We start from the raw sequence: 23,965 nt of genomic DNA on the forward strand, positions 1-23,965 counted from the left end.
GCTTGTGATGTCCCAACAGTCAGTGCGCGGGTCGGACCGCATCGTCATTCGTCGGCGCCACCCGGTCACGCATCGACGCCCACAGCGCCGCGGTGCATGCCGTGCACGCGGCGGCACCGGCGACGTGGAATGCGACGAGGACGGCCGGGACCCCGGTGAAGAACTGCACGGCTCCGATTGTGGCCTGGCCGCACACCACCGCCACGAGGACCAGCAGGCGCTTGCGGACCGCGGCCGGCGCACCGACGGCGACCAGGCCGAAGCCCAGACCGACCAGCAGGGAGAGATAGATCCACAACAGCGACGAGTGTGCGTGGACCAGCGTGGTGATTTCGACCTGCAGCCGTGCCACGGGCCGTTCGATGCTCTTGTCGCCGGCGTGCGGCCCGGCGCCGGTCACCAACGTTCCCGTCACCAGTACCAGTGACAGCACCGTCGCGCTCAGGGCGGTCAGGCCGCGCAGCGCCTTCGGCACCAGCAGAACCGACACGCCCGCTCCGTCTTTGGAATCGGGGTCTTTGGGATCGGGTTCGCCGATCTTCACGTAGAGCAGCACCGCGAGCCACACCATCAGCATCGACGCGATCAGGTGGATCGCAACGGTCCACCAGAGGAGGCCGGTCAGCACGGTGATGCCGCCCATCACCGCCTGCAGGACCGTCGAAGCCGGCATCAGCCAGGCGTAGACCAGGACCTCGCGTCGGCGGCGCGCCCGCGTGACGGCCAACACGGCGGCGATCGCGGTGATGACGACGGCGAAGGTGATCATGCGGTTGCCGAACTCGACGGCTTGATGGATGCGCGGCACTGCGGGGTGTGCGATCGGGACGAAGCTGCCCGGGAAACACTGCGGCCAGGTCGGGCACCCGAGGCCGGATGCGGTCACCCGGACGACGGAGCCCGTGACGGCGATCCCGGCCTGCGTCAGGACGACGAGCGCAGCGATCAGACGCTGCGCACGCAAGCTGGGGTCAGGCAGTAGATCAACCAGGCGGCGAAACACGGTCCAAGCGTAGGTGACGGCTAACTACCACCTGTAGTAGAGGGTCCGGGCTGGTCAGCTGAACCGGAACCAGCGCATCGCCGCCAGCCCGGCGATGATGCCCCAGGCGGCCAGCACCGCGATGCCGAACCAGTCCACCGACAGCGTCATGGCCTGCGTCAGGGCTTCGGTCAGCGCGCCGGACGGTGTCAGCCGGGCCACCCAGCGCAACGCCTCGGGGACCACGCGGTGCTCGATGGTCAGTGCGCCGAGCCCGGCGAGGATGAACCACAACAGATTCGCCAGGGCCAGCACGATCTCGGCCTTCAGGGTCCCGCCGAGAAGCAAACCCAGCGCGGCGAACGACGCGGTGCCGAGCGCGATGATCGCGGCGCCGAACAGCAGGCTCAGCGGGGTCGGCCGCCAGCCCAGCGCAATGCCGATGCCGCCCAACAGGATTGACTGCAGAAACACCGTGGTGACCACGGCGAGCGACTTGCCGGCGATGATCCCCCAGACCGGCAGCGCGGTGGCACCGAGGCGTTTCAGAGCGCCGTACCGGCGGTCGAATGCGACGGCAATGGCTTGCCCGGTGAACGCCGTCGAGATGACCGCCAGCGCCATGATCGGCGGGGTGAACGTCCCCGGGCGATGGTCGCCCAACGAGCCGATCGGCAGCAGCGTGAGTCCGACCAGCAGCGTGATCGGGATGAACATGGTGAGCAGCAATTGCTCGCCGTTGCGCAGCAGCAATTTGAGCTCGAGGCCGTACTGCGCCGCCAGCATCGCAGGGACGGCCGCGGGCCTGGGGTCCGGGGTGAACGTCCCCGGGGCGAACCGATTCGTCTCGGTACTCACGACCGCAGCTCCCGTCCGGTCAGGTCGAGGAACACGTCCTCGAGGCTGCGTTGCTCGACGCGCAAGTCGGTGGCCAGCACATTCAGCCGCGCGGCCCAGGCGGTGACGGTGGCCAGCACCTGCGGGTCGATATGCCCCTCCACGAGGTATTCGCCGCTGGCGGCTTCGCTGGCTCGATAGCCCTCGGGCAGTGCAGAGACCAGCAGTGACAGATCCAGCTTGGGTGGTGCGGTGAAGCGCAGCTGGTTCTCGGCGCCGCCGCGCATCAGGTCGGCGGGAGTACCGGCGGCCACCGCGGCGCCGTGGTCGATGATCACGATGCGGTCGGCGAGTTCCTCGGCCTCGGTCAGCTGGTGGGTGGTGAGTACGACGGTCACCCCGTCGCGGCGCAGACCTTCGATCAACTCCCACACCACGATTCGGGCGTGGGCGTCCATGCCGGCGGTGGGCTCGTCGAGAAACACCAGTTCCGGACGTCCGACGATGGCGCAGGCCAGCGCCAGGCGCTGCTGCTGGCCGCCGGACAGCCTGCGATAGGTGGTGCGCGCGGCTTCGGTGAGGCCGAGGGTGTCCATCAGCCATTGGGGATCCAGCGGGTTGGCCGAGTACGCCGCCACCAGATTCAGCATCTCGCCGGCCTTGGCGGCGGGATAGCCGCCGCCGCCCTGCAGCATCACGCCGATGCGTGCGCGCAGCTTGGCGTTGTCGGCCGTCGGGTCCAGGCCCAGGATCGAGATGCTGCCCGAGTCGGGTTTGTTGAAGCCTTCGCACATCTCGACGGTGGTGGTCTTACCGGCCCCGTTGGGTCCGAGCAGGGCCAGTACCTCGGCGCGGTGCACCTCGAGGTCCAGGTTGTTTACGGCCTGGACATGGCCGTAGCGCTTACTGACGCCGCGCAGCAATACGGGCGTCTCACCGGAACTCACGGTGATTCAGCGTAAGCGTCGGACCTGGCAGCGGCGCTACCAGGGGCGTCACCGTTGTCGGTTTGCGGCAATCCGCGCCACGGCAGGCGACCCCGGGTCAGCGCGATCAACAGCAGCACGATGACCGTGCTGGCCAGGGTGGCGTCGAGAATCTGGAAGAGGGCGAACCGGTCGCCGTTGGCCGTCGGGCCGAAGACGCCGACGACGAACGTCACCACGATGGTGGTGCCGCGGAAGCCCGGTCGCGTGGCCCAACACGCCAGCGGGATGATCGCCCACAGCAGGTACCAGGGCTGCACCACGGGGAACAGCAAGACCGTCGCACCCATGGCGACGCCGAGGCCGCCGAGCGGATGCAGGCGGCCGCGCAACACCGATACCAGCAGCCAGGTCACCAGCACGCCGATGACGAAGACGCCGATCCCGCGGGTCAAGCCGAGCACCGCGGTGGTGTGGTCGCCGAGCCCGAGCAGGATGCCGACCTGGCCGGTGCCGAGGGCGACCAACGTAGGCGGGGACATCCAGGACCGCACCACGTTCGCGGTGCCGAGGGTGAACAGCCAGCCGAAGCCCAGCCCACTGGCCCAGCCGATGAGTGCCATGACCGCGAGCGCGACCACGCCCAACGGCACGCAGGCCTGGAAGAAGGCCTTGACCGTCCCGCCCAGCCGGCGGGCGAGGGCCATCGCCACGAACCCCAGCGCCAGCAGCGACGGCAGCTTGATCTGCGACGACATGGCGATCAGCACGGTTCCGGTGAGCAGCATCGCCATCGGCCACCACTGGGCCCAGACCTCGCGGTGCCGCGGCCAGCTCAGTGGCCGTGGGATGAGGGGCTGCCCGGAATCGATGCCGCGCATGGCGAATTCGGTGCCGGCCAGCATCAGCCCCAGCATCGGTGCCTCGTTGTGGATGCCGGCGATGAGGTGCATGAAGAGCAGGGGATTACAGGGTCCCAGCCACAGGGCGCTGACTTCGGCGACACCGCAGCGACGGGCCAGGCGTGGCGTTGCCCACACCGTGGCCGCGACGCCGAGTAGCACGACCAGTCGGTGCGAGAGCACTCCCGCGACGATGTTGTCGCCCGTCAGCTCCGAGATGCCGCGCCCGATCCACAGGAACAGGGGCCCGTAGGGGGCCGGTGTTTCTCGCCACAGACTCGGCACCGTCAGCGTGAAGACGTGGTCCAGGCCGAGACCGGTGGCCGGGCCGACACGGTACGGGTCCAGGCCTATCCGGGCTATCTGGCTCTGCGCCAGATAGGAGTAGACGTCCTTGCTGTACATCGGCGGGGCGATGAGCAGCGGCAGCGCCCACAGCATGAGCGTCTGGTCCAGCTGGCTGCGGGACATCCGGCGTTTGCCCAGCGTGTAGCGGCCCAGCATGAGCCAGGCCAGCGCCATCATGACGGCACCGGTGGTCGTCATGGTCAGCGAGACGGTCTGGATGCGGGACGGCAGGTTCAGCAGGCGGACCCCGAACGTCGGATCCTGCACGACGGGCCGGGCGCCGGCGCCGAGCGCTCCGATGGCCATCAGTACGGTTCCGGTGGCGCCGAACCGACGGGTCCGGCGCAGCGAGGCGATCTCGGAGGCGTTGAGCGGGTAGCCGACGGACGGCTCGTCGGCATGCCAATGCGCGACGGCCGTGCTCAGGTGCTGAAGGCGGTCGGGCATCAGAGCAGATTAGCCGTAGCCCCGTTCTGGATCGCTCAACTCCGCTGCGCCGGTGATAAGGGTTACCTTCCTAGATTCGCTCTCCGAATTCCGTCACAATGGTGTTGTGAAATTGCCGTCCGGAGCGTCCGAAGCTGTCGGCACCGCGACCGCGGTGACGTCGGCAACGGCTGTCTCAGACGGTCACACCCGCTCGGCCATCGTGCAATTGCTGCTGGAAGGGGCCGTCACCGCGACCCAGATCGGCGAGCATCTCGGCATCTCCGCGGCCGGTGTGCGGCGTCATCTCGACGCGCTCATCGACGCCGGCGACGCCGAGTCCAGTGCCGCTGCGGCCTGGCAGCACAACGGCCGTGGCCGGCCCGCCAAGCGGTACCGGCTGACTGCTGCCGGGCGCGCCAAGCTCGGTCACACCTACGACGACCTCGCCGCGGCCGCCATGCGCCAGCTGCGCGAGATAGGCGGCGACGACGCCATCCGCACGTTCGCCCGGCGTCGCATCGACTCGATCCTGTCCGGCGTCACGGCAACACCGGACATCGCCGATACCGCGGACCAGGTGGCCGCGGCGCTGACCCAGGCCGGCTACGCCACCACGACCACTCCGGTGACGGGACCCATCGGCGGGGTACAGATCTGCCAGCACCACTGCCCGGTCTCGCACGTCGCCGAGGAGTTCCCCGAGCTGTGCGACGCCGAGCGCGAAGCGTTCGCCGAAGTGCTCGGCACCCACGTGCAACGTCTGGCCACCATCGTCAACGGGGACTGCGCGTGTACGACGCATGTCCCGGTCACACCGGAACCCGCGGCATCAACTTCCTCAGCAGCCATCCACCCAGCGACCCAAGAAGAAGGAGTGTCGCAATGACGACCACCCCGGAACAGTTGACCCAGGAGGAGACCATTGCCTCCCTGGGCACGTACGGCTACGGCTGGGCTGACAGTGATGCCGCCGGCGCCGCCGCGACCCGTGGGCTGAATGAGGCTGTCGTCCGCGACATCTCGTCGAAGAAGAACGAGCCGGAATGGATGCTCGACTTCCGGCTGAAGTCGCTGCACATCTTCGACAAGAAGCCCATGCCGCGGTGGGGCAGTGACCTCGACGGCATCGACTTCGACAACATCAAGTACTTCGTGCGGTCCACCGAGAAGCAGGCGGCGACCTGGGACGACCTGCCCGCCGATATCAAGAACACCTACGATCGCCTGGGCATCCCGGAAGCGGAGAAGCAACGCCTGGTGTCCGGTGTCGCGGCGCAGTACGAATCTGAGGTCGTGTACCACCAGATCCGCGAAGACCTCGAGGCGCTGGGCGTCATCTTCCTCGACACCGATTCGGCACTGCGGGAGCACCCGGAGATCTTCAAGCAGTACTTCGGCACCGTGATCCCGGCCGGTGACAACAAGTTCTCGGCGCTGAACTCCGCCGTGTGGTCGGGTGGCTCGTTCATCTACGTGCCGCCGGGCGTGCACGTCGACATCCCGCTGCAGGCCTACTTCCGGATCAACACCGAGAACATGGGCCAGTTCGAGCGGACGCTGATCATCGCCGACGAGGGCTCCTACGTGCACTACGTGGAGGGTTGTACCGCGCCGATCTACAAGTCGGACTCGCTGCACTCGGCCGTCGTCGAGATCGTGGTGAAACCCGGTGCGCGCGTGCGGTACACGACCATCCAGAACTGGTCGAACAACGTCTACAACCTGGTGACCAAGCGGGCCCGCGCCGAGGCCGGCGCCACCATGGAGTGGATCGACGGCAACATCGGTTCCAAGGTCACCATGAAGTACCCGGCGGTCTGGATGACCGGCGAGCACGCCAAGGGTGAGGTGCTCTCGGTGGCGTTCGCGGGTGAAGGCCAGCACCAGGACACCGGTGCCAAGATGGTGCACCTGGCGCCGAACACGTCGAGCAACATCGTGTCGAAGTCGGTGGCCCGTGGTGGCGGCCGGTCGTCGTACCGCGGACTGATCCAGGTCAACAAGGGCGCGCACGGCTCGAAGTCGAGCGTGAAATGCGATGCGCTGCTGGTCGACAACATCAGCCGCTCGGATACGTACCCGTACGTCGACATCCGCGAGGACGACGTCACGATGGGTCACGAGGCCACGGTCTCGAAGGTCAGCGAGGATCAGATGTTCTATCTGATGAGCCGCGGCCTGACCGAGGACGAGGCCATGGCGATGGTGGTGCGCGGCTTCGTCGAGCCCATCGCCAAGGAACTCCCAATGGAATACGCGCTCGAGCTGAACAGGTTGATCGAGCTGCAGATGGAAGGCGCTGTCGGATAGTGAGTTTGACTGAACCCGTTGAGGGCATTGTCACCAACAAAGGTGAGCTGTTCACGTCCTTCGACGTCAACGCTTTCGAGGTGCCGGGCGGCCGCGACGAGCTCTGGCGGTTCACGCCGCTGAAGCGTCTGCATGGCCTGCACGACGGCTCTGCCGAGGCCACCGGCGCTGTGCGCGTTGAGGTTTCGGAGCGCGACGGCGTCACGGTCGAGACCGTCGGCCGCGATGATGCACGCCTGGGCCAGGGTGGTGTGCCCGCGGACCGGGTTGCCGCCCAGGCCTATTCGTCGTTCACCGAGGCGACTGTGGTGTCGGTCGGTCGCGACGTCCAGGTCGCCGAGCCCGTCGAGATCACCATCGCCGGCCCCGGCGAAGGCAAGATCGCGTACGGCCACCTGCAGCTGCGGGTCGCCGAACTCGGTGAAGCCGTCGTGGTCATCGACCAGACTGGCAGCGGAACCTACGCCGACAACATCGAATTCGTCGTCGGTGACGCGGCCCGGCTGACCGTCGTGTCGATCGCCGACTGGGCCGACGACGCCGTGAACGTCAGCACCCACCACGCGACGCTGGGCAAGGACGCCGTGCTGCGGCACGTCGCGGTCACCCTCGGCGGCGACGTCGTGCGGCTGACCTCGCGCACCCGCTACCTCGGCCAGGGCGGCGACGCCGAGATGCTCGGCCTCTACTTCGCCGACGACGGCCAGCACTTCGAGTCGCGACTGCTGGTCGATCACGCGCAGCCGAACTGCCGCTCCAACGTGCTCTACAAGGGTGCGCTGCAAGGGGATCCGGATTCGCGCAAGCCCGACGCCCACACCGTCTGGATCGGCGACGTGCTGATCCGGGCCGCCGCCACGGGCACCGACACCTTCGAGGTGAACCGCAACTTGGTGCTCACCGACGGTGCCCGCGCCGACTCGGTGCCCAACCTGGAGATCGAGACCGGCGAGATCGTCGGCGCCGGACACGCCAGTGCCACCGGACGTTTCGACGACGAGCAACTGTTCTACCTGCAGGCCCGCGGTATTCCCGAGGACCAGGCCCGCCGCCTGGTGGTCCGGGGCTTCTTCGGCGAGATCATCCAGAAGATCGCCGTGCCGGAAGTCCGCGACCGCCTGACCGCCGCCATCGAACACGAACTTGAACTGACTGAAGGACGCAACAACTCATGACCACACTGGAAATCAAGGACCTGCACGTCTCGGTCACCGCACCCGACGGTGCCGACGTTCCGATCCTCAAGGGTGTCAACCTGACCGTGAAGTCGGGCGAAACCCACGCGGTCATGGGCCCCAACGGTTCTGGCAAGTCGACGCTGTCGTACGCCATCGCCGGCCACCCCAAGTACACCGTCACGTCCGGGTCCATCACCCTGGACGGCGAGGACGTGCTGGAGATGAGCGTGGATGAACGGGCCCGTGCTGGGCTTTTCCTCGCCATGCAGTACCCGGTCGAGGTGCCCGGCGTCTCGATGTCGAACTTCCTGCGCACCGCCGCGACCGCGGTCCGTGGCGAGGCCCCCAAGCTGCGCCACTGGGTCAAAGAGGTCAAGACGGCGATGTCCGAGCTGGACATCGACCCGGCGTTCGGCGAGCGCAGCGTCAACGAAGGTTTCTCCGGTGGTGAGAAGAAGCGCCACGAGATCCTGCAGCTGGGCCTGCTCAAGCCGAAGATCGCCATCCTCGACGAGACCGACTCGGGTCTCGACGTCGACGCGCTGCGCGTCGTGTCCGAGGGCGTCAACCGCTACGCCGAAGCCGAACACGGTGGTGTTCTGCTGATCACGCACTACACCCGCATTCTGCGCTACATCCGTCCACAGTTCGTGCACGTCTTCTTCGACGGCCGGATCGTCACGTCCGGTGGTCCGGAGCTGGCCGACGAGCTCGAAGAGCACGGCTACGAGCGCTACACCGCCGCGGCTGCCGAGGCCTGACCGTGGTGCGGACGCGAGGAGCATAGGCGGTGACAGCGTCGGTTCATTTGGATGTCACGCGGATCAGGGCGGATTTCCCGATTCTCAGCCGCGTCATGCGTGGCGGGAATCAGTTGGCGTACCTGGATTCCGGGGCCACGTCGCAGAAGCCGCTGCAGGTGCTCGACGCCGAGCGGCAGTTTCTGACGACCTCGAACGGCGCGGTGCACCGTGGTGCACACCAGCTGATGGAGGAGTCCACCGACGCCTACGAGCAGGGCCGTGCTGACATCGCGGCGTTCGTCGGCGCCGACGTCGACGAGCTGGTGTTCACGAAGAACGCCACCGAGGCGCTGAACCTGGTGTCGTACGCGGTGGGGGACAACCGGTTCGACCGCGTGGTTGGGCCGGGGGACGTCATCGTCACCACCGAGCTGGAGCATCACGCCAACCTGATCCCGTGGCAGGAACTCGCCCGCCGCACTGGCGCTGAGCTGCGCTGGTACTCGGTTACCGATGACGGCCGTATCGACCTGGATTCGCTGCAGCTCGATGACCGCGTGAAAGTTGTTGCCTTCACTCATCATTCGAACGTCACGGGTGCCATCGCGCCGGTCGCCGAGATCGTCCGGCGGGCGCGGTCTGTTGGCGCATTGACCGTGCTGGACGCCTGCCAGTCGGTGCCGCACCAGCCGATCGACTTCCACGGCCTCGACGTCGACTTCGCCGCGTTCTCGGGTCACAAGATGCTGGGGCCCACCGGAATCGGTGTGCTGTACGGCCGTCGGGCCCTGTTGAACGCGTTGCCGCCGTTCCTCACCGGCGGGTCCATGATCGAGACCGTCACCATGGAGTCGGTGACCTACGCGCCGGCGCCGCAGCGGTTCGAGGCCGGTACCCCGATGACCTCGCAGGTCGTCGGACTGGCCGCTGCCGCACGGTATCTCGACGCCATCGGGATGGCCGCCGTCGAGGCACACGAAGCCGAGTTGGTGGCTGCCACGCTCGACGGACTCGCCCGGATTCCGCAGGTGCGGATCATCGGACCGACCACCACCGAGCACCGCGGTTCGCCCGTGAGTTTTGTGCTGGACGGAGTGCACGCCCACGACGTCGGCCAGATCCTGGACGACGAAGGCATCGCGGTCCGGGTCGGGCATCACTGCGCGGCCCCGCTGCACCGGCGATTCGGTATCGCCGCCACGGCCCGGGCGTCGTTCGCGGTCTACAACACCCTCGACGAAGTGGACCGGCTGGTCGCGGGGGTCAAGCGAGCTGTGGAGTTTTTCGCGTGAGAATGGAACAGATGTACCAGGAAGTGATCCTGGACCACTACAAGCACCCGCATCACCGCGGGCTGCGCGAGCCGTTCGGCGCGCAGGTGCACCACGTCAACCCGACCTGTGGTGACGAGGTGACGCTGCGGGTGACGCTGTCCGACGACGGCGAGACCGTCACCGACATCTCGTACGACGGCCAGGGTTGCTCGATCAGCCAGGCGTCGACGTCGGTGCTCACCGACCAAGTGATCGGTCAGAGCGTCGATGAAGCGCTCAAGACCGTCGGCGCGTTCACCGAGATGATTTCCTCCCGCGGCAACGTGGAGGGGGACGAAGATGTGTTGGGTGACGGCATCGCGTTCGCCGGTGTCGCCAAGTACCCGGCACGGGTGAAATGCGCGCTGCTGGGCTGGACTGCGTTCAAAGCCGCGCTCGCCGAGGCGAGCGCCACAGACACCGTGCTGGCGGCTGTCGGCACCAATGCGGAGGACAAGCGATGACTGAAGCCACACCCGAAGCCACCACCGCGGCCAACGTGGTCGACGATCCCGAACTGCTCGACGCCGTCGAGGAGGCCATGCGCGACGTCGTCGACCCCGAGCTCGGCATCAACGTCGTCGACCTCGGCCTCGTCTACGGCATGACCCTCGAAGAGGGCGACGAAGGCACCGTCGTGAAGCTCGACATGACGCTGACGTCGGCGGCCTGCCCGTTGACCGACGTGATCGAGGACCAGTCGCGGACCGCCCTGGTGGGCGCCGGCTTGGTCACCGACCTCAAGCTGAACTGGGTGTGGAACCCGCCGTGGGGCCCGGACAAGATCACCGACGACGGCCGCGAGCAGCTTCGGGCGCTGGGCTTCACCGTCTAGTTCTCGGTTTTCCCGCCTGTGGATAACTCTCGGTTCTGAGGCCTTTTCGCGGCATTCTTGTCGGTCGCCTTCCCTAGCTTCCAGCGCAACAGGACCACTCAGGTCCGATGCGACAGGAAGGCACCACGATGAATGCCGACATCGAACAATTGCGAGCCGCGTGCGAACGTGATCTCGGTGATCCGGCCGGCTGGCCGAAGCCGGTCAGGTATCCGAACTCGTTGGCGCTGTGCATGATTGACGCCATCTACGCCACTGGTGCACGGCATCTGACCGTCGACAGGATCATCGGTCGGTACCGCAGCTACCGGGCTGGACAAGGCGGTGACGCCGACACCGACGGTGCGCGGGAACTCCTCGCCAACGTCGAGGCGCTCGGCGGACCGCAACAGTGGGCGGGCCAGATCGGCAATCGGCGGCCGACATCCACGGCGAAGGACGCACCGCTGCGATCGGTGGCACTGACAGAGGCGGCGCAGGCCCTGGTTGGTTTGGGCATTCGCACCGCCGAAGAGCTGCGCGTGGTTGCCGCGGATCCCGAGCCGGCGAAGGAGGCCAAGAGCGCGTGGTGTGCCGTGCCGGGTCAGCGTTCGGGCTTCACCTGGCGCTTCCTACTGATGCTGGCGGAGTTGCCCGGCGCCGACCGAACAGTAGCGGGATACGTCGCGCGCGAGAGCGGTGACGACGGCTCCGTCGACGCGGGGGAGCTGCTCACCGCGGTTGCGGACGCGGCGGGATGGGACGTCGATGCGCTGCACCAGGCGATCTGGCGATTCGAATCACGCCGTCCGGGGTGAGTTGCCGTCGGCCGCGTGCCTGCCGGTCAGTGACCGGCAGGCGGGCGTCGGTGGAATCGGTTGAGCCGTGGCGGTGTTGCATAGGCTCATGACCGTCGATGCATCTGGACTCTTCGCCCCACTCGCCCTGCGGAACCTGACCGTCCCCAACCGGTTCGCAATGGCTCCCATGACCCGGCAGGCGTCCCCAGGAGGTGTCCCAGGGCCTGACGTGGCGGAGTACTACGCCCGCCGGGCTGCCGGCGGGGTGGGCCTGATCATCACCGAAGGCGTACGGCTGGGCGACCCGTCGGCGGCCGGCTCCCAGGACATCCCGACGCTGGTCGGCGCCGGGGCGCTCGACGGCTGGCGCAACGTCACCGGCGCGGTGCATCGCCACGGTGCGACCATCGCGGCGCAGCTGTGGCACCAGGGCGCCGAACGCGGGGACCGCGACGGGGTGGCCCCGGTCAGTCCGTCGGGCGTCAATGGCCACGGCGAACCGATCGGCCGGGCGTTGGCAGCCGATGAGCTGCCCGCCGTCGCGCAATGGTTCGCCGAGGCGGCGCGAGGCGCCAAGGAGGTCGGCTTCGATGCGGTCGAACTGCACGGCGCGCACGGCTATCTGCTCGACCAATTCCTATGGACCCGAACGAATCTGCGCACCGACGAATACGGTGGCTCGGTAGCGAACCGGACCCGCTTCCCGGCCGAGGTGGTCGCGGCGGTGCGTGCCGCGGTCGGCCCCGACTACCCGATCATCTACCGGTTCTCGCAGTGGAAGGGCACGGACTACGCGGCCACCATCGCGGACGATCCGATGCAGCTGCAGGAACTGCTGGCACCGCTCGTCGACGCGGGGGTCGACGCGCTGCATCCCTCGACCCGCCGGCATTACATGCCGGCGTTCCCCAACGTCGACCCGGCCCTCACGCTGGCCGGCTGGACCAAGAAGGTCACCGGGACGCCCGTCATCGCGGTCGGTTCGGTGGGCCTGCAGACCGCATTCCGGTCCGAGAAGCCCGGCCAGGTCATCGAGCCGGGACCGGTGGACCAGTTGGTGGAACAGTTCGACGCGGGCGAGTTCGACATGATCGCGATCGGCCGGGCACTGCTCGCGGACCCCGGTTGGGTCAACCGCCTGCGCACCGGCACCCTGGACGGGTTCAATGGCTACGACGCGGCCAGTGCGCTGGCTCGGTTGGCCTGACCAGATACTGGGAACAAGCAGGTACACAGCAACGTTGGGAGAAGCGTGAGCACCAAGGACATCACCGCCGCCGAATTCAACGGCATCATCAGTGACAACGACATCGTGCTGGTGGACTTCTGGGCGTCATGGTGCGGGCCGTGCCGGGCGTTCGCTCCGACGTTCACCGCATCGTCTGAGAAGCACCCCGACGTCTTCCACGCCAAGGTGGACACCGAGGCCGAGCAGGGTCTGGCCTCCGCGGCCGAGATTCAGGCCATCCCGACCCTCATGGCGTTCAAGAAGGGGCAGCTGGTATTCCGGCACTCGGGCATGCTCGCGGCGAACCAGCTCGACGAGGTCATCAGTCAGATCAAGGAATTCGACATCGAAGCCGCGCTGGCCGACGACAGCGCGACCACCGACATCTGAGCAATCCGCACTGCCGGCGGGTGTGATCTTTCGCACCCGCTAGCGTGCAGGACGTGAGCAAACAGACCCCACTGGTACTCGTCGACCATCCGCGCCCCGGCGTCGCACTGGTCACCCTGAACCGCCCCGAGCGGATGAACTCCATGGCCTTCGACGTCATGGTTCCGCTCAGGTCGGCGCTCGACGAGATCACCAACGACAACACCGTCCGCGCGGTCGTCCTCACCGGGGCCGGACGCGGGTTCTCTTCGGGTGCCGACCACAAGTCGGCGGGGTCGGTGCCGCACGTGGCCGGGCTGACCCGCCCGACGTTCGCGCTGCGCTCCATGGAGGTGCTCGACGACGTCATCCTGGCTCTGCGCAAGCTCCACCAGCCGGTTATCGCTGCGGTGAACGGCGCCGCGATCGGCGGCGGGCTGTGTCTGGCGCTGGCCTGCGACATCCGCGTCGCCGCCGAGGGCGCCTACTTCCGGGCCGCCGGCATCAACAATGGGCTGACCGCCAGCGAGCTGGGACTGTCTTATCTGCTGCCGCGGGCCATCGGCACCTCCCGGGCGTTCGAGGCGATGCTCACCGGCCGCGACATCGATTCCCAGGAGGCCGAGCGGATCGGCCTGGTGTCCCGCACGGTGGCCGACGATGAGCTCCTGCAAACCTGCTTCGACATGGCCGAGAGGATTGGCGGGTTCTCCCGTCCGGGAATCGAGTTGACCAAGCGGACTCTCTGGAGTGGACTGGACGCCGGTAGTCTGGAGAGCCATATGCAGGCCGAAGGCCTGGGTCAGCTCTTCATCCGACTGCTCACCGCCAACTTCGAAGAGGCGGTTGCCGCGCGCGCCGAGAAACGACCCGCGGTCTTCACAGACGACAAGTAGACGTGGGTGGCGCGCCGAATGGCCGGAGCGCAGCGACCCGGGATAGGAGCACAGCGTGATCACCGCAACGGACCTGGAGGTCCGCGCCGGAGCGCGCACGCTGCTGGCCTTCGAGGGCTCCGCCCTGCGCATCCAGCCGGGGGACCGGATCGGTCTGGTCGGCCGCAACGGTGCCGGCAAGACCACCACGCTGCGCATCCTGGCCGGTGAAGGCCAGCCTTATGCGGGCTCGGTCGAGCGGATCGGGGAAGTCGGTTACCTGCCACAGGATCCGAAGGAAGGCGATCTGGACGTCCTGGCCCGCGACCGGGTGCTCTCGGCCCGCGGACTGGACACTCTGCTTGCGGACCTCGAGAAGCAGCAGGCCATCATGGCCGAGGTGGTCGACGAGGCCGCCCGGGACAAGGCAGTGCGCCGGTACGGCGTTCTGGAGGAACGGTTTTCGGCTCTGGGCGGGTACGCCGCCGAGAGCGATGCCGGTCGAATCTGCGCCAGCCTGGGCCTGCCGGACCGGGTGCTGACCCAGCCGCTGCGGACCCTGTCCGGTGGTCAGCGTCGCCGTATCGAACTGGCCCGCATCCTGTTCGCCGCATCGGAGGGTTCGGGCTCCAACACCACGCTTTTGCTGGACGAGCCGACCAACCACCTCGACGCCGACTCAATCGGCTGGCTACGCGGGTTCCTGCAGAGCCACACCGGTGGCCTCGTGGTGATCAGCCACGACGTAGAACTCCTCGCCGATGTGGTGAACCGGGTGTGGTTCCTCGATGCCGTGCGTGGCGAAGCCGACGTCTACAACATGGGCTGGCAGAAGTACCTCGACGCCCGCGCCACCGACGAGCAGCGCCGCCGCCGCGAGCGTGCCAACGCCGAGAAGAAGGCCGGTGCGCTACGGGCGCAGGCCGCCAAGATGGGCGCCAAGGCCACCAAAGCCGTTGCAGCGCAGAACATGTTGCGCCGCGCCGAGCGCATGATCGCCGAGCTCGATGCCGAGCGGGTGGCCGACAAGGTCGCCAAGATCAAGTTCCCGACCCCGGCGCCGTGCGGTAAGACCCCGCTGATCGTCAAGGGCTTGACCAAGACCTACGGGTCGCTGGAGATCTTCACCGGCGTGGACCTCGCGATCGACCGCGGTTCGCGCGTCGTCGTGCTGGGTCTCAACGGCGCCGGTAAGACGACGTTGCTGCGTCTGCTGGCCGGCGTGGAGACCGCCGACGCCGGCGGCATCGAGCCGGGCTACGGCCTCAAGATCGGGTACTTCGCCCAGGAGCACGACACCCTCGACAACGCGGCGACGGTGTGGGAGAACATCCGGCACGCCGCCCCGGACACGGGCGAGCAGGATCTGCGCGGCCTGTTGGGTGCGTTCATGTTCACCGGCCCGCAGTTGGAGCAGCCTGCCGGCACGCTGTCCGGTGGTGAGAAGACCCGGCTGGCTCTCGCGGGGCTGGTCGCCTCGACCGCCAATGTGCTGCTGCTCGACGAACCGACCAACAACCTGGACCCGGCGTCGCGCGAGCAGGTGCTCGACGCCCTGCGCAGTTACGCGGGCTCGGTGGTGCTGGTGACGCACGATCCGGGTGCGGCCGAGGCGCTCAATCCGCAGCGGGTGTTGCTGCTGCCCGACGCCACCGAGGACTTCTGGTCGGATACCTACCGCGATCTCATCGAATTGGCCTGACGCGATTCATCGAATCGCCCGCGCCGAGCGACTGCAGTTTCTTACGCTGAATCCCGTCAGCCCGGCATACCGCCGGGGGAGAGTCAGGGGACCGGCGATGAGGCAATCCAAGGCATCTCGCGACCAGTTGATGACCCAGCTGCGCAACGCCTACGAAAGTGGCGCCAGCATCAGGTCGTTGGCGGCCACGTCCGGCAAATCCTACGGGTCGGTGCACAGCATGTTGGTGCAGTCGGGCGCCGTCATGCGCAGCCGCGGCGGCCCGAATCACCGCAGCCGCAAGGTCGCCTGAACGCCCTTGCGGCTCAGCCCCTTTCGCCGCGAATAGACATTCGCGGAGCCGTCTTGCGCGTTCGGCGGTGCGCACAAGACGGTCTCCGCGGCTTCATAAGCCGTTAGCGGACGCTAGATTTCGTCCGTCAGCCGGAGCGGGGCGATGACGTCGAAGACATCGCCGGGGCCGGGATTTGTCGGGGATGTCGCCCCGCCGAGTTGGTCCATCACGGCCCACACGGCGTTGAGTGCCGTGGTGATCGCGCCCTCGGCCCATCCCGCCGTCCACGAGATATCGTCCCCGGCCAGGTAGATACCGCGATGGCGCGCGTCGAGATCGCGCTGCATGAAGTGGGTGTAGAGCGTCTCCTGGTAGCGGTAGTGGCCCGGCAGGTTCGCCTTGAACGCACCCATGAAGTTGCGCTCGGTCTCCCACGACACCGTCTTCGGTGTCTCGATGATGTGACTGCGGATGTCGACGTTCGGGTAGATCGCCTGTAGTGACTTGAGCATGAGGTCCATGCGCTCGGTCGCGTTCAGCGGCACGATCTTCCGGGAGTCGTCCTCCCAGGTGTACGAGAGGCAGATGACGCCGGGCTTCTCGTTGCCGGCCGCGTCGAGCCCCTGATCCAGCAGATAGGTGCCACGGCTCATCCGGTCGGTCAGCGTCATCGACATGACGTCGCGGCCCTGGGCGTCCTTGTCCTTCCAGAACGGGCGGTCGACCAAGACGAACACCTTCGACGAACCCATGTAGTGCGTCTGCTCGATGGCCGACCACACGTTCGGCGGGAACAGGTCGTCGTCGCAGCGAATGTTGTTGAGCAGCATCCACGATTGGGCGGTGACGATGACAGCGTCGTAGGTGCGCGTCTCCCCGTCGGCGTCGGTGATCGTGTAGCGGTTGGGATGGGTACGCCGGATGTCGGTGACGGCGCCCCGGGTCCGGCCGCCGTGCAGTGTTTCGAGCGACGTGCCGGCCGGCCAGTGGGCGAGGCGTTCAGGGGAGCGCTGCCACAGGCGAAGCGGTAGCTGCTGGGAACCGCCCACCACGCCGCGGTGGTTGTCGTCGGCCTCGGTGAGGACGACGCGCAGAATCTCGAGCATCGAGCTCGGGTAGTCGGTGTCCCAGCCGCCGGTGCCGAAGCCGACCTTGCCGAAGATCTCGCGCAGCTCGAAGGACTGGAAGTGGTGCGACTTGGTCAGGAAGCCCCAGAACGTCTCGTCGTCGAGTTCACGAACCAGCTTGTCCCACGCCGACTTCAGCGCCTGGGTGTCGCGCTCGCGGATGGCGTGCTGGATCGCGTGCAGATCGGCGCCGTCCTCGAGCGTCTTGCGCCATGCGTCGGCCACGTCGGTGAAGGCCGGTGGCAGGTCGGCGAGTTTCTCGGCGTAGTACGTCCGGCCCTTGAGGTCGACGACGGTGCTGGGCGCCGCGACCGAGAGCGGGTTCGGGAATTCGATGGTCTCGATGCCGACCTTGTCGAAGTACTCGTAGAGCGTCGTCGAGGTGGGCGGGAACCGCATGGCACCCATTTCGGCCACCGCGTCGGGGGCGTGCTCGAACGGGATGGACCGCATCCGGCCGCCGATCTGATCAGCCTCGTAGACAACGGGTTTGAGGCCCATCTTCATGAGCTCGTAGGCGGCGGTGATGCCGGCGCAGCCGGCGCCGACGATCGCGACCTCGGTGCCGTGGCGGTCGGCGGGGATGGAGCCGAGGCCCTCGGCCGAGGACACGTAGTCGTCGTAGGCGAAGGGGTAGTCCGGCCCGAACATCGTGATGGGCTTGGCTGCCGGCTCGTCGGACAGCTGGGTTTCTGCGATGGGCTGGGGGACCGTCATCGGGTGTGGTTCTCCTGGTAGAGGTCTCGGCGGCGATCGCTGAGATGGGTGTTGACGGCGCGGGACACGGCTACCGCGCCGGGATCGACGTGAGTGACGAGGAGTTCCTCGGTGCGGCCACCGCGACTCAGTTCGGTTGTGTCGGGCGCGATGGTGCAACTCAGTCCGCAGTACTCGAGGCCGTTCTCGAACCCCGTGCGGTTGACGTACGACAGAAACAGCTGGCTTTCGTAGGCGCGTGCCGGAACGATGTGCGTCGCAACGAAACTCCACGGCTCCATCAGTCCGGTGGGGACGACGAGCCACTGGGTGCCGGCGTCGGCGTGGGCGCGGGCGTTCTCGGGGAATTCGATGTCGTAGCAGATCAGCAGTCCGCAGGTGATGCCATCGAGCTCGAACTGCGTGACCCACTGCGGGCCCGGGGTGAAGAAGTCGCGGTCGAAGCCGTACAGATGGGTCTTGCGGTAGTTGGCCAGCGATTGGCCGTCGCGGTCGACGACCTGGACGCTGTTGTACGGCTTACCCGTTGTCGCTTCGGGATAGCCGTAGACCACGGCGACTCCGGTGTCGCGCGCAATCTGCTGGACTGCCTGGAAGATCGGGCCGTCGGCGGGCTCGGCGCGCTCGGCGATCGCGGTGCCGATGTTGTAACCGGTGGCGGACATCTCGGGTGTGATGACGATCCGGCAGCCGGTGGCGGCGGCCCGTCTGGCCGCCGACGCGATGGCGGCGAGGTTCTCGGCGACGGTCCCGGATTCCTGGGGACCTTGGAACGTGCCGACGGTGATCATCTATGCAGTGTCCACTCGTAGCTTGGATTTCTTGATGCTGTAGCCGAAGTAGACCGCGAGGCCGAGGGCACCCCAGATGCCGAACGCGATCCACGTCGCGATGGGCAGCGCCCACATCAGGTAGCAGCAGAAGAGAAAGCCCAGCACCGGCGCGACGGGGAACAGCCGCAGCCGGAACGTGCGGTCGAGGTCCGGCCGCGTCCGCCGCAGGATGATGACGGCGATGTTGACCAGGGCGAAGGCGAACAGGCAGCCGATCGAGGTGGCATTGGCGAGTTCACCCAGCGACACGAAGCCGGCCAGCAGCGACACGACGACGCCGCAGATGACGATGTTCCAGGTCGGCACGAAGGTCCTGGGGTTGATCTTGGCAAACAGCGCGGGCACCAGACCGTCGACGGCCATGGTGTAGAGGATGCGGGTCTGTCCGTACTGGACGGCGAGGACGACGCTCGCGATGGCGATGACGGCCCCGATGGACAGGATGATGGCCGGCACGTTGCTGCTGGTGATGCCGCTGAGCGCGACGGCCAGGGTGGCGCCCTCGTCGGCGCTGAACTTGGTCCAGCTCATCGCGCCGAGCGCGGCCAGCGCGACAGCGAGGTACAGGACGGTGACGATCAGCAGCGAGGCCATGATGGCGCGCGGCAGGTCGCGCTTCGGGTTCTTGGCCTCGTTGCCGGCCGTGGACGCCGCGTCGAAGCCGATGTAGGAGAAGAAGACCTGCGAGGCCGCCGCGGACACGCCGACGAAACCGAGCGGCATGAACGGGGTGAGGTTGCCGGCCTTGAACGCGGTGAAGGCAACGGCGCAGAAGAACACCAGGACGACGCACTTGAGGATGACCATCGCGGTGTTGACGACGGCAGATTCGGACGCCCCTTTGAGCAGCAGGATCGACGCGAGCACGACGATCGCGATGGCCGGCAGGTTGATGACGCCGCCCTCGCCGGGCGCGCCGGTGACGGCGGCGGGGAGTTCGATGCCGAGGAGCTGCTGCAGCAGCGTGTTGATGTAGCCGCCCCAGCCGACGGCCACAGCCGCGACGGACACGCCGTACTCGAGCATCAGACACCAGCCGCACACCCAGGCCCAGAACTCACCCATGGTGGCGTAGGCGTAGGAGTAGGAGCTTCCGGAGACCGGGATGGTGCCGGCGAGCTCGGCGTACGACAGTGCCGAGAACAGCGCGGTGACGGCGGCGAGGATGAACGAGAGCAGGACCGCAGGACCGGCTTTCGGCACGGCGGCACCGAGAATGACGAAGATTCCGGTGCCGAGCGTGGCGCCGATCGACAGGGCGGTCAGATGGACGAATCCCATCGACCGTTTGAGGTGGGGTCCGTCGGTGGTTTCGTTCGCGGCGACGATGTCGTCAACCGACTTTTGTGCGCTCATGGCGCGCAGAATGCCCGGCCGTCGGGCCTGGATGATGGCCAAGGGAGAGCTCCGTGGAGAGGAGGGCGCGCCACGAGATTTGTGACTCGCGTAACAGAGTGCGGTACGTCACTCCGATCTGTCAACACGTGGAGTGACCTAGGAAACAATTGTTGCCTTCACTGCGTCCGCTGCCTACTCTATGGAGCAGTGATCTGAGCCACATCAAAGGGGATGGCCATGGCAGGTGCAATCGAGACCCGGTCCATCGACTGGATCCCGAACCGGGAACGCCGGGGCAAGGTGCATCACCAGGCGCCGTTCTGGTTCACCGGGAACTTCGTGTTGACCACGATGGTCACGGGCTTCCTCGGGCCGGCCAACGGCTTGTCCGCCGGGTGGTCGGTGCTGGCCGCGGTCGCGGGCGCCTGCTTCGGGACGCTCTTCATGTGCTTCCACGCCAACCAGGGCCCCACAATGGGCCTGCCGCAGATGATCCAATCGCGTGCCCAGTTCGGCTCGCGCGGCGCCCTCGTCCCGTTTGTCGCCGTGATCTTCGTGTACATCGGCTTCAACGTCTTCAACACAATCCTGGCGACCTCGGGCTTCAAGACGGTCTTCGCCGGCCCCAACTGGCTCTGGTACCTCGGGCTGATGGTGGCGGCCATCGTCATCGCCGTCGTCGGCTTCGACCTCATGATGGTCGTGCAGCGGTGGCTGACCTACCTGCTGATCATCGTGTTCGGCGTCCTGACCGTCTATGCGCTGTCGACGTTGCACTTGAATGCCGCCGTTCCGGACGGCGGCACGTTCGCCCTGACGGTTTTCCTGATGCAGTTCGCCGCGGCGGCCGGCTATCAGATCTCCTACGCGGTGTACGTGTCCGACTACTCGCGATACCTGCCCGAGAACACCTCGGCCAAGCACGTCATCTGGTGGACGTATCTGGGCGCGGCCGGCTCGTCGGTGTGGCTGATGTCGTTCGGCGCGGTGCTGGCATCGGCACTGCCGACGCCGGACGCGATCGCCTCGATCCAGACTGTCGGCAACCAATTATTGCCCGGCTTCGGCACTTTCACCGTCGTGGTGTCCTCGGTGGCGCTGGTGACGATCATGTCCGTCAACGCCTACGGGGCGAGCCTGACGAGCATGAGTGCCCTCGACGCCTTCCGTCCGATCACCCCGACCGTGCGGTTGCGCGTCATCGGCATCGCGCTCACGTCGTTCATCGCGTTCGTCGTCGCGTTGTCGCTGCCCGCGGGTTACCTCGAGTCGTTCAACGTCTTCGTGCTGCTCATGCTGTACTTCCTGATCCCGTGGACCGCGGTCAATCTGGTGGACTTCTATTTCGTCCGGCACGGGCACTACTCGATTGTCGACATCTTCCGGCCGGATGGGATCTACGGCCGCTGGTCGTGGCGTGGACTGGCCGCCTACCTCCTGGGCATGGTGTCGATGGTGCCGTTCGTCTCGCTGACGTTCTTCGAGGGTTCCATCGCCAAGATGCTTGGGGGAGTGGATATCTCGTTCATCGTAGGCCTGGCGGTGTCGGGGCTGGCGTACTACATCCTGACGCGCGGCGTCGATCTGAGTGGCGAGCATGCCGCTGTCGACCGCAGCCGTCAGGAACTGGCCGCCGCATAGCGGCGGCTATTCGGCCTCGGCCAGCCGCCGGTGGGCCAGGGCCGGGGTCAGCACCCACAACACCTTCGCGCCGGACTGTGCGTCGGCGTGGAAGGCATGCGGGCGATCGGCCTCGAAGGTCAGCGCATCGCCCTGGTTGAGGGTGATGCGGCTGCCGTTGCCCTCGACGAAATCGATGTGCAGCCGGCCCTCGATGACCATGGCGAACTCCACCTCGGCCGGTAGCGAGTAGGTGTCGGTGCCGCTGCCGCCGCCGGGTTCGATGTCGCTCAGCAGGACCTGGAAGCGCCGCTCGCCCGTCGGGGTCAGCTGAAACTCGCTCATCTTCGTGCCGCCGAATTCGATGGGCGGGTACGCCCCGGCGCGGACCACCTCGCCGACGGGTGTTTCGTCGAAGAGCGAGCCGACCTGCAATTCCAGCGCGTCGCAGATGCGGATGAGCGCGGCGACCGACGCGTTGGACTGGCCGCGCTCGACCTTTGACAGATAGCCCTTGGTCACGCCACTGGTCGCGGCGAGTTCGTCGAGAGTCATGCGCTTGGCGCTGCGCGCAGCCTTCAACCGAGCGGCGATGGTCAGTTGTGTTGCCGGGGAACCGCCCACAATTTCCTCCTAGGAAACAAAGGTTGACAATAATTCTACTGCCGGAAACAATGAGACCCAAGCCACACGCCACGAATTTGGAGAACCGATGAGCTTCGACCGGTACATCAAGACCACCGCACCCGACGGCCGCGAGATCGTCGGCCAGGTCGATGCCAGCCGCTTTCCGCGCTATGCCGAACCGGCGACGTTTGCCCGCGTCCCGCGCCTGGATCAGGTGTCGGCACCGGACGTCACGATCCTCGGCGTCCCATTCGACACCGGCGTGTCCTACCGCCCTGGTGCCCGCTTCGGTCCCGGCCACATCCGCGCGGCCTCGAAGCTGCTGCGGCCCTACAACCAGGCGCTCGACGTGTCGCCGTTCGCCAATCAGCAGGTCGCCGACGCCGGCGACATCGGGGTCAACCCGTTCAACATCAACGAGGCGATCGAGACCATCGACTCCGAGGTGACCGCGCTGCGCAAGGACGGCAGCGCCGTGCTGACGCTCGGCGGCGACCACACCATCGCCCTGCCCATCCTGCGCTCACTGCACCGCGACCACGGCCCCATCGCCGTGCTGCATTTCGACGCCCACCTGGACACCTGGGACACCTACTTCGGCGCGGCGTACACGCACGGCACCCCGTTCCGCCGGGCCAGCGAAGAGGGCCTCATCGACATGGAGCGCTCGCTGCACCTGGGTATCCGCGGCCCGCTCTACAGCAAGCAGGATCTCGAGGACGACGCGATCCTCGGTTTCCAGGTGATCCGGTCCGACGACTACGAGGTCGACGGGCTGGCCAGCGTGCGTGAGCGCATGGTCAAGCGCTTGACCGGCCAGGGCGGGCGAAGCGACGGGAAAAGCGGCCCTCCGGTCTACGTCTCGGTCGACATCGACGTGCTCGACCCAGCGCACGCGCCCGGCACGGGCACGCCGGAAGCCGGGGGCCTGACCTCGCGGGAACTGTTGCACTCGCTGCGTTCGCTCACCGGCCTGAACGTCGTCGGCGCCGACATCGTCGAGGTATCACCGGCCTATGACCACGCCGAGATGACGGGAATCGCGGCCGCGCATGTCGGCTACGAGCTGCTGTCGGTGATGAGCGCGAACCGGTAACTGCCGCTTACGGTTTGCGGCGCACCGACGCCTCGACGATGTCGAGCACGGCGGCCAGGTCTTCGCCGGTCTGGCCCGAGGCGAGCCGCGCGATGAGGCCGTCGAGCACGAGGTCGAGATAGATGTGCAGCACTTCGGTGGGCACGTCGTCACGCAACGTGCCGGCGGCCTTCTTGCGCTCCAGGCGGGCGATGGTGGCCTGGTTGAGTTCCTCGTAGCGCTGCTGCCACTCGGCGCGGAACTCGGCGTCGGTGCGCAGCCGGCGGGCGATCTCCAGCCGGGTGCCCAGCCATTGGTAGTTCTCGGGTTTGGCGAGCATGTTCCGCATCACTTGGACGAGGCCGTCCTTCTCGACGGTCTCGGCCATGCGCTCACCGTCCTCTTCGGCGAGCGCGAAGAACAGCGCGTCCTTGTCGCGGAAATGATGGAAGATCGCACCGCGTGACATCGCGGTGGCTTCTTCCAGAAGCCGGACGGTCGCACCCTCGTACCCGAACTCGGAAAAACAGCGTCGGGCGCCGTCGAGGATCTGCGCTCGGCGGGCGGCGAGGTGGTCGTCACTTACTTTGGGCACCAG

24 protein-coding genes are annotated in these 23,965 nt (G+C 67.0%); 15 read left to right on the forward strand and 9 right to left on the reverse strand.

Features of this window, described 5'->3' with window-relative positions:
* Nucleotides 1-19 precede the first annotated feature (19 nt).
* Genes G6N59_RS01850 through mptB form a run of 4 tightly spaced genes read right to left on the reverse strand, consistent with a single transcriptional unit; the run spans nucleotide 20 to nucleotide 4,442 of the window.
* Complete coding sequence (locus G6N59_RS01850; RefSeq protein WP_138230582.1) at nucleotides 20-1,003, reverse strand: COX15/CtaA family protein; 984 nt, start codon at nucleotides 1,001-1,003, stop codon at nucleotides 20-22.
* Between the two features lie 54 nt (nucleotides 1,004-1,057).
* Nucleotides 1,058-1,840 (reverse strand): ABC transporter permease, encoded by a 783-nt coding sequence (locus tag G6N59_RS01855; RefSeq protein WP_138230583.1) that lies wholly within the window; start codon nucleotides 1,838-1,840, stop codon nucleotides 1,058-1,060.
* On the reverse strand, nucleotides 1,837-2,766 hold the full coding sequence (locus G6N59_RS01860) for an ABC transporter ATP-binding protein (protein WP_163910846.1): 930 nt from the start codon (nucleotides 2,764-2,766) through the stop codon (nucleotides 1,837-1,839). The genes G6N59_RS01855 and G6N59_RS01860 overlap by 4 nt, the downstream gene beginning before the upstream one ends.
* Nucleotides 2,763-4,442 carry a polyprenol phosphomannose-dependent alpha 1,6 mannosyltransferase MptB gene (gene mptB / locus G6N59_RS01865; RefSeq protein ID WP_138230585.1) on the reverse strand — a complete coding sequence of 560 codons (1,680 nt, stop codon included), beginning with the start codon at nucleotides 4,440-4,442 and terminating at the stop codon, nucleotides 2,763-2,765. Before mptB ends, G6N59_RS01860 begins: the two co-directional genes overlap by 4 nt.
* Before the next feature lie 106 nt (nucleotides 4,443-4,548).
* Between mptB and G6N59_RS01870 the strand changes: the two genes are divergently transcribed.
* The 13 genes from G6N59_RS01870 to G6N59_RS01930 all read left to right on the forward strand — a co-directional run bounded on the left by G6N59_RS01870 (nucleotide 4,549) and on the right by G6N59_RS01930 (nucleotide 16,048).
* Nucleotides 4,549-5,310, forward strand: coding sequence for a helix-turn-helix transcriptional regulator (locus G6N59_RS01870; protein ID WP_407665797.1), 762 nt, complete (start codon nucleotides 4,549-4,551; stop codon nucleotides 5,308-5,310).
* Nucleotides 5,307-6,734 carry a Fe-S cluster assembly protein SufB gene (sufB, locus tag G6N59_RS01875; RefSeq protein WP_138230586.1) on the forward strand — a complete coding sequence of 476 codons (1,428 nt, stop codon included), beginning with the start codon at nucleotides 5,307-5,309 and terminating at the stop codon, nucleotides 6,732-6,734. Before G6N59_RS01870 ends, sufB begins: the two co-directional genes overlap by 4 nt.
* A complete protein-coding gene (sufD, locus tag G6N59_RS01880) occupies nucleotides 6,731-7,909 on the forward strand; it encodes a Fe-S cluster assembly protein SufD (RefSeq protein WP_138230723.1) in 1,179 nt (392 codons plus the stop codon). Before sufB ends, sufD begins: the two co-directional genes overlap by 4 nt.
* Nucleotides 7,906-8,673, forward strand: coding sequence for a Fe-S cluster assembly ATPase SufC (gene sufC / locus G6N59_RS01885; RefSeq protein ID WP_138230587.1), 768 nt, complete (start codon nucleotides 7,906-7,908; stop codon nucleotides 8,671-8,673). Before sufD ends, sufC begins: the two co-directional genes overlap by 4 nt.
* A gap of 29 nt (nucleotides 8,674-8,702) precedes the next feature.
* A complete protein-coding gene (locus G6N59_RS01890) occupies nucleotides 8,703-9,947 on the forward strand; it encodes a cysteine desulfurase (RefSeq protein WP_138230588.1) in 1,245 nt (414 codons plus the stop codon).
* Entirely contained in the window at nucleotides 9,944-10,432 is a 489-nt protein-coding gene (gene sufU, locus G6N59_RS01895) for a Fe-S cluster assembly sulfur transfer protein SufU (protein WP_138230589.1), read from the forward strand. The genes G6N59_RS01890 and sufU overlap by 4 nt, the downstream gene beginning before the upstream one ends.
* On the forward strand, nucleotides 10,429-10,803 hold the full coding sequence (locus G6N59_RS01900; protein WP_138230590.1) for a metal-sulfur cluster assembly factor: 375 nt from the start codon (nucleotides 10,429-10,431) through the stop codon (nucleotides 10,801-10,803). Before sufU ends, G6N59_RS01900 begins: the two co-directional genes overlap by 4 nt.
* 107 nt (nucleotides 10,804-10,910) lie before the next feature.
* Entirely contained in the window at nucleotides 10,911-11,600 is a 690-nt protein-coding gene (locus G6N59_RS01905) for a DUF8548 family protein (protein ID WP_234884226.1), read from the forward strand.
* An 88-nt stretch (nucleotides 11,601-11,688) separates the two neighbouring features.
* On the forward strand, nucleotides 11,689-12,789 hold the full coding sequence (locus G6N59_RS01910) for an NADH:flavin oxidoreductase (RefSeq protein WP_138230591.1): 1,101 nt from the start codon (nucleotides 11,689-11,691) through the stop codon (nucleotides 12,787-12,789).
* Between the two features lie 45 nt (nucleotides 12,790-12,834).
* Nucleotides 12,835-13,200, forward strand: coding sequence for a thioredoxin (trxA, locus tag G6N59_RS01915; protein WP_138230592.1), 366 nt, complete (start codon nucleotides 12,835-12,837; stop codon nucleotides 13,198-13,200).
* A 44-nt stretch (nucleotides 13,201-13,244) separates the two neighbouring features.
* On the forward strand, nucleotides 13,245-14,075 hold the full coding sequence (locus tag G6N59_RS01920; RefSeq protein ID WP_163910850.1) for an enoyl-CoA hydratase: 831 nt from the start codon (nucleotides 13,245-13,247) through the stop codon (nucleotides 14,073-14,075).
* 55 nt (nucleotides 14,076-14,130) lie between these two features.
* Complete coding sequence (locus tag G6N59_RS01925; RefSeq protein ID WP_138230594.1) at nucleotides 14,131-15,756, forward strand: ABC-F family ATP-binding cassette domain-containing protein; 1,626 nt, start codon at nucleotides 14,131-14,133, stop codon at nucleotides 15,754-15,756.
* A 97-nt stretch (nucleotides 15,757-15,853) separates the two neighbouring features.
* Nucleotides 15,854-16,048 carry a helix-turn-helix domain-containing protein gene (locus tag G6N59_RS01930; RefSeq protein WP_138230595.1) on the forward strand — a complete coding sequence of 65 codons (195 nt, stop codon included), beginning with the start codon at nucleotides 15,854-15,856 and terminating at the stop codon, nucleotides 16,046-16,048.
* 113 nt (nucleotides 16,049-16,161) lie between these two features.
* Here the strand turns inward: G6N59_RS01930 and G6N59_RS01935 are convergent, their stop codons facing one another.
* The 3 genes from G6N59_RS01935 to G6N59_RS01945 are packed head-to-tail and all read right to left on the reverse strand — an operon-like array spanning nucleotide 16,162 to nucleotide 20,063.
* Nucleotides 16,162-17,874 carry a flavin monoamine oxidase family protein gene (locus G6N59_RS01935; protein ID WP_138230596.1) on the reverse strand — a complete coding sequence of 571 codons (1,713 nt, stop codon included), beginning with the start codon at nucleotides 17,872-17,874 and terminating at the stop codon, nucleotides 16,162-16,164.
* Complete coding sequence (locus G6N59_RS01940; RefSeq protein ID WP_138230597.1) at nucleotides 17,871-18,665, reverse strand: carbon-nitrogen hydrolase family protein; 795 nt, start codon at nucleotides 18,663-18,665, stop codon at nucleotides 17,871-17,873. The genes G6N59_RS01935 and G6N59_RS01940 overlap by 4 nt, the downstream gene beginning before the upstream one ends.
* The gene (locus G6N59_RS01945) at nucleotides 18,666-20,063 is read right to left on the reverse strand and encodes an amino acid permease (RefSeq protein WP_138230598.1); all 1,398 of its coding nucleotides are present in this window, start codon (nucleotides 20,061-20,063) and stop codon (nucleotides 18,666-18,668) included. It abuts the gene before it with no gap.
* A 219-nt stretch (nucleotides 20,064-20,282) separates the two neighbouring features.
* On the opposite strand from G6N59_RS01945, the gene G6N59_RS01950 reads away from it, so the two are divergent.
* Nucleotides 20,283-21,686 (forward strand): purine-cytosine permease family protein, encoded by a 1,404-nt coding sequence (locus G6N59_RS01950; RefSeq protein ID WP_138230599.1) that lies wholly within the window; start codon nucleotides 20,283-20,285, stop codon nucleotides 21,684-21,686.
* Between the two features lie 6 nt (nucleotides 21,687-21,692).
* On the opposite strand, the gene G6N59_RS01955 is transcribed toward G6N59_RS01950, so the two are convergent.
* Nucleotides 21,693-22,289: a helix-turn-helix domain-containing protein gene (locus tag G6N59_RS01955; RefSeq protein WP_138230600.1), complete on the reverse strand. Its 597-nt coding sequence runs from the start codon at nucleotides 22,287-22,289 to the stop codon at nucleotides 21,693-21,695.
* Nucleotides 22,290-22,377: 88 nt separating this feature from the next.
* Here G6N59_RS01955 and speB point away from each other — a divergent pair, with 88 nt between their 5' ends.
* Nucleotides 22,378-23,388, forward strand: coding sequence for an agmatinase (gene speB, locus G6N59_RS01960; RefSeq protein WP_138230601.1), 1,011 nt, complete (start codon nucleotides 22,378-22,380; stop codon nucleotides 23,386-23,388).
* A gap of 7 nt (nucleotides 23,389-23,395) precedes the next feature.
* Here speB and G6N59_RS01965 read toward each other — a convergent pair whose 3' ends face one another.
* A complete protein-coding gene (locus tag G6N59_RS01965) occupies nucleotides 23,396-23,962 on the reverse strand; it encodes a TetR/AcrR family transcriptional regulator (RefSeq protein WP_061000866.1) in 567 nt (188 codons plus the stop codon).
* Nucleotides 23,963-23,965: the final 3 nt, after the last annotated feature.

It is taken from the genome of Mycolicibacterium aubagnense, from assembly GCF_010730955.1.
GTDB lineage: Bacteria > Actinomycetota > Actinomycetes > Mycobacteriales > Mycobacteriaceae > Mycobacterium > Mycobacterium aubagnense.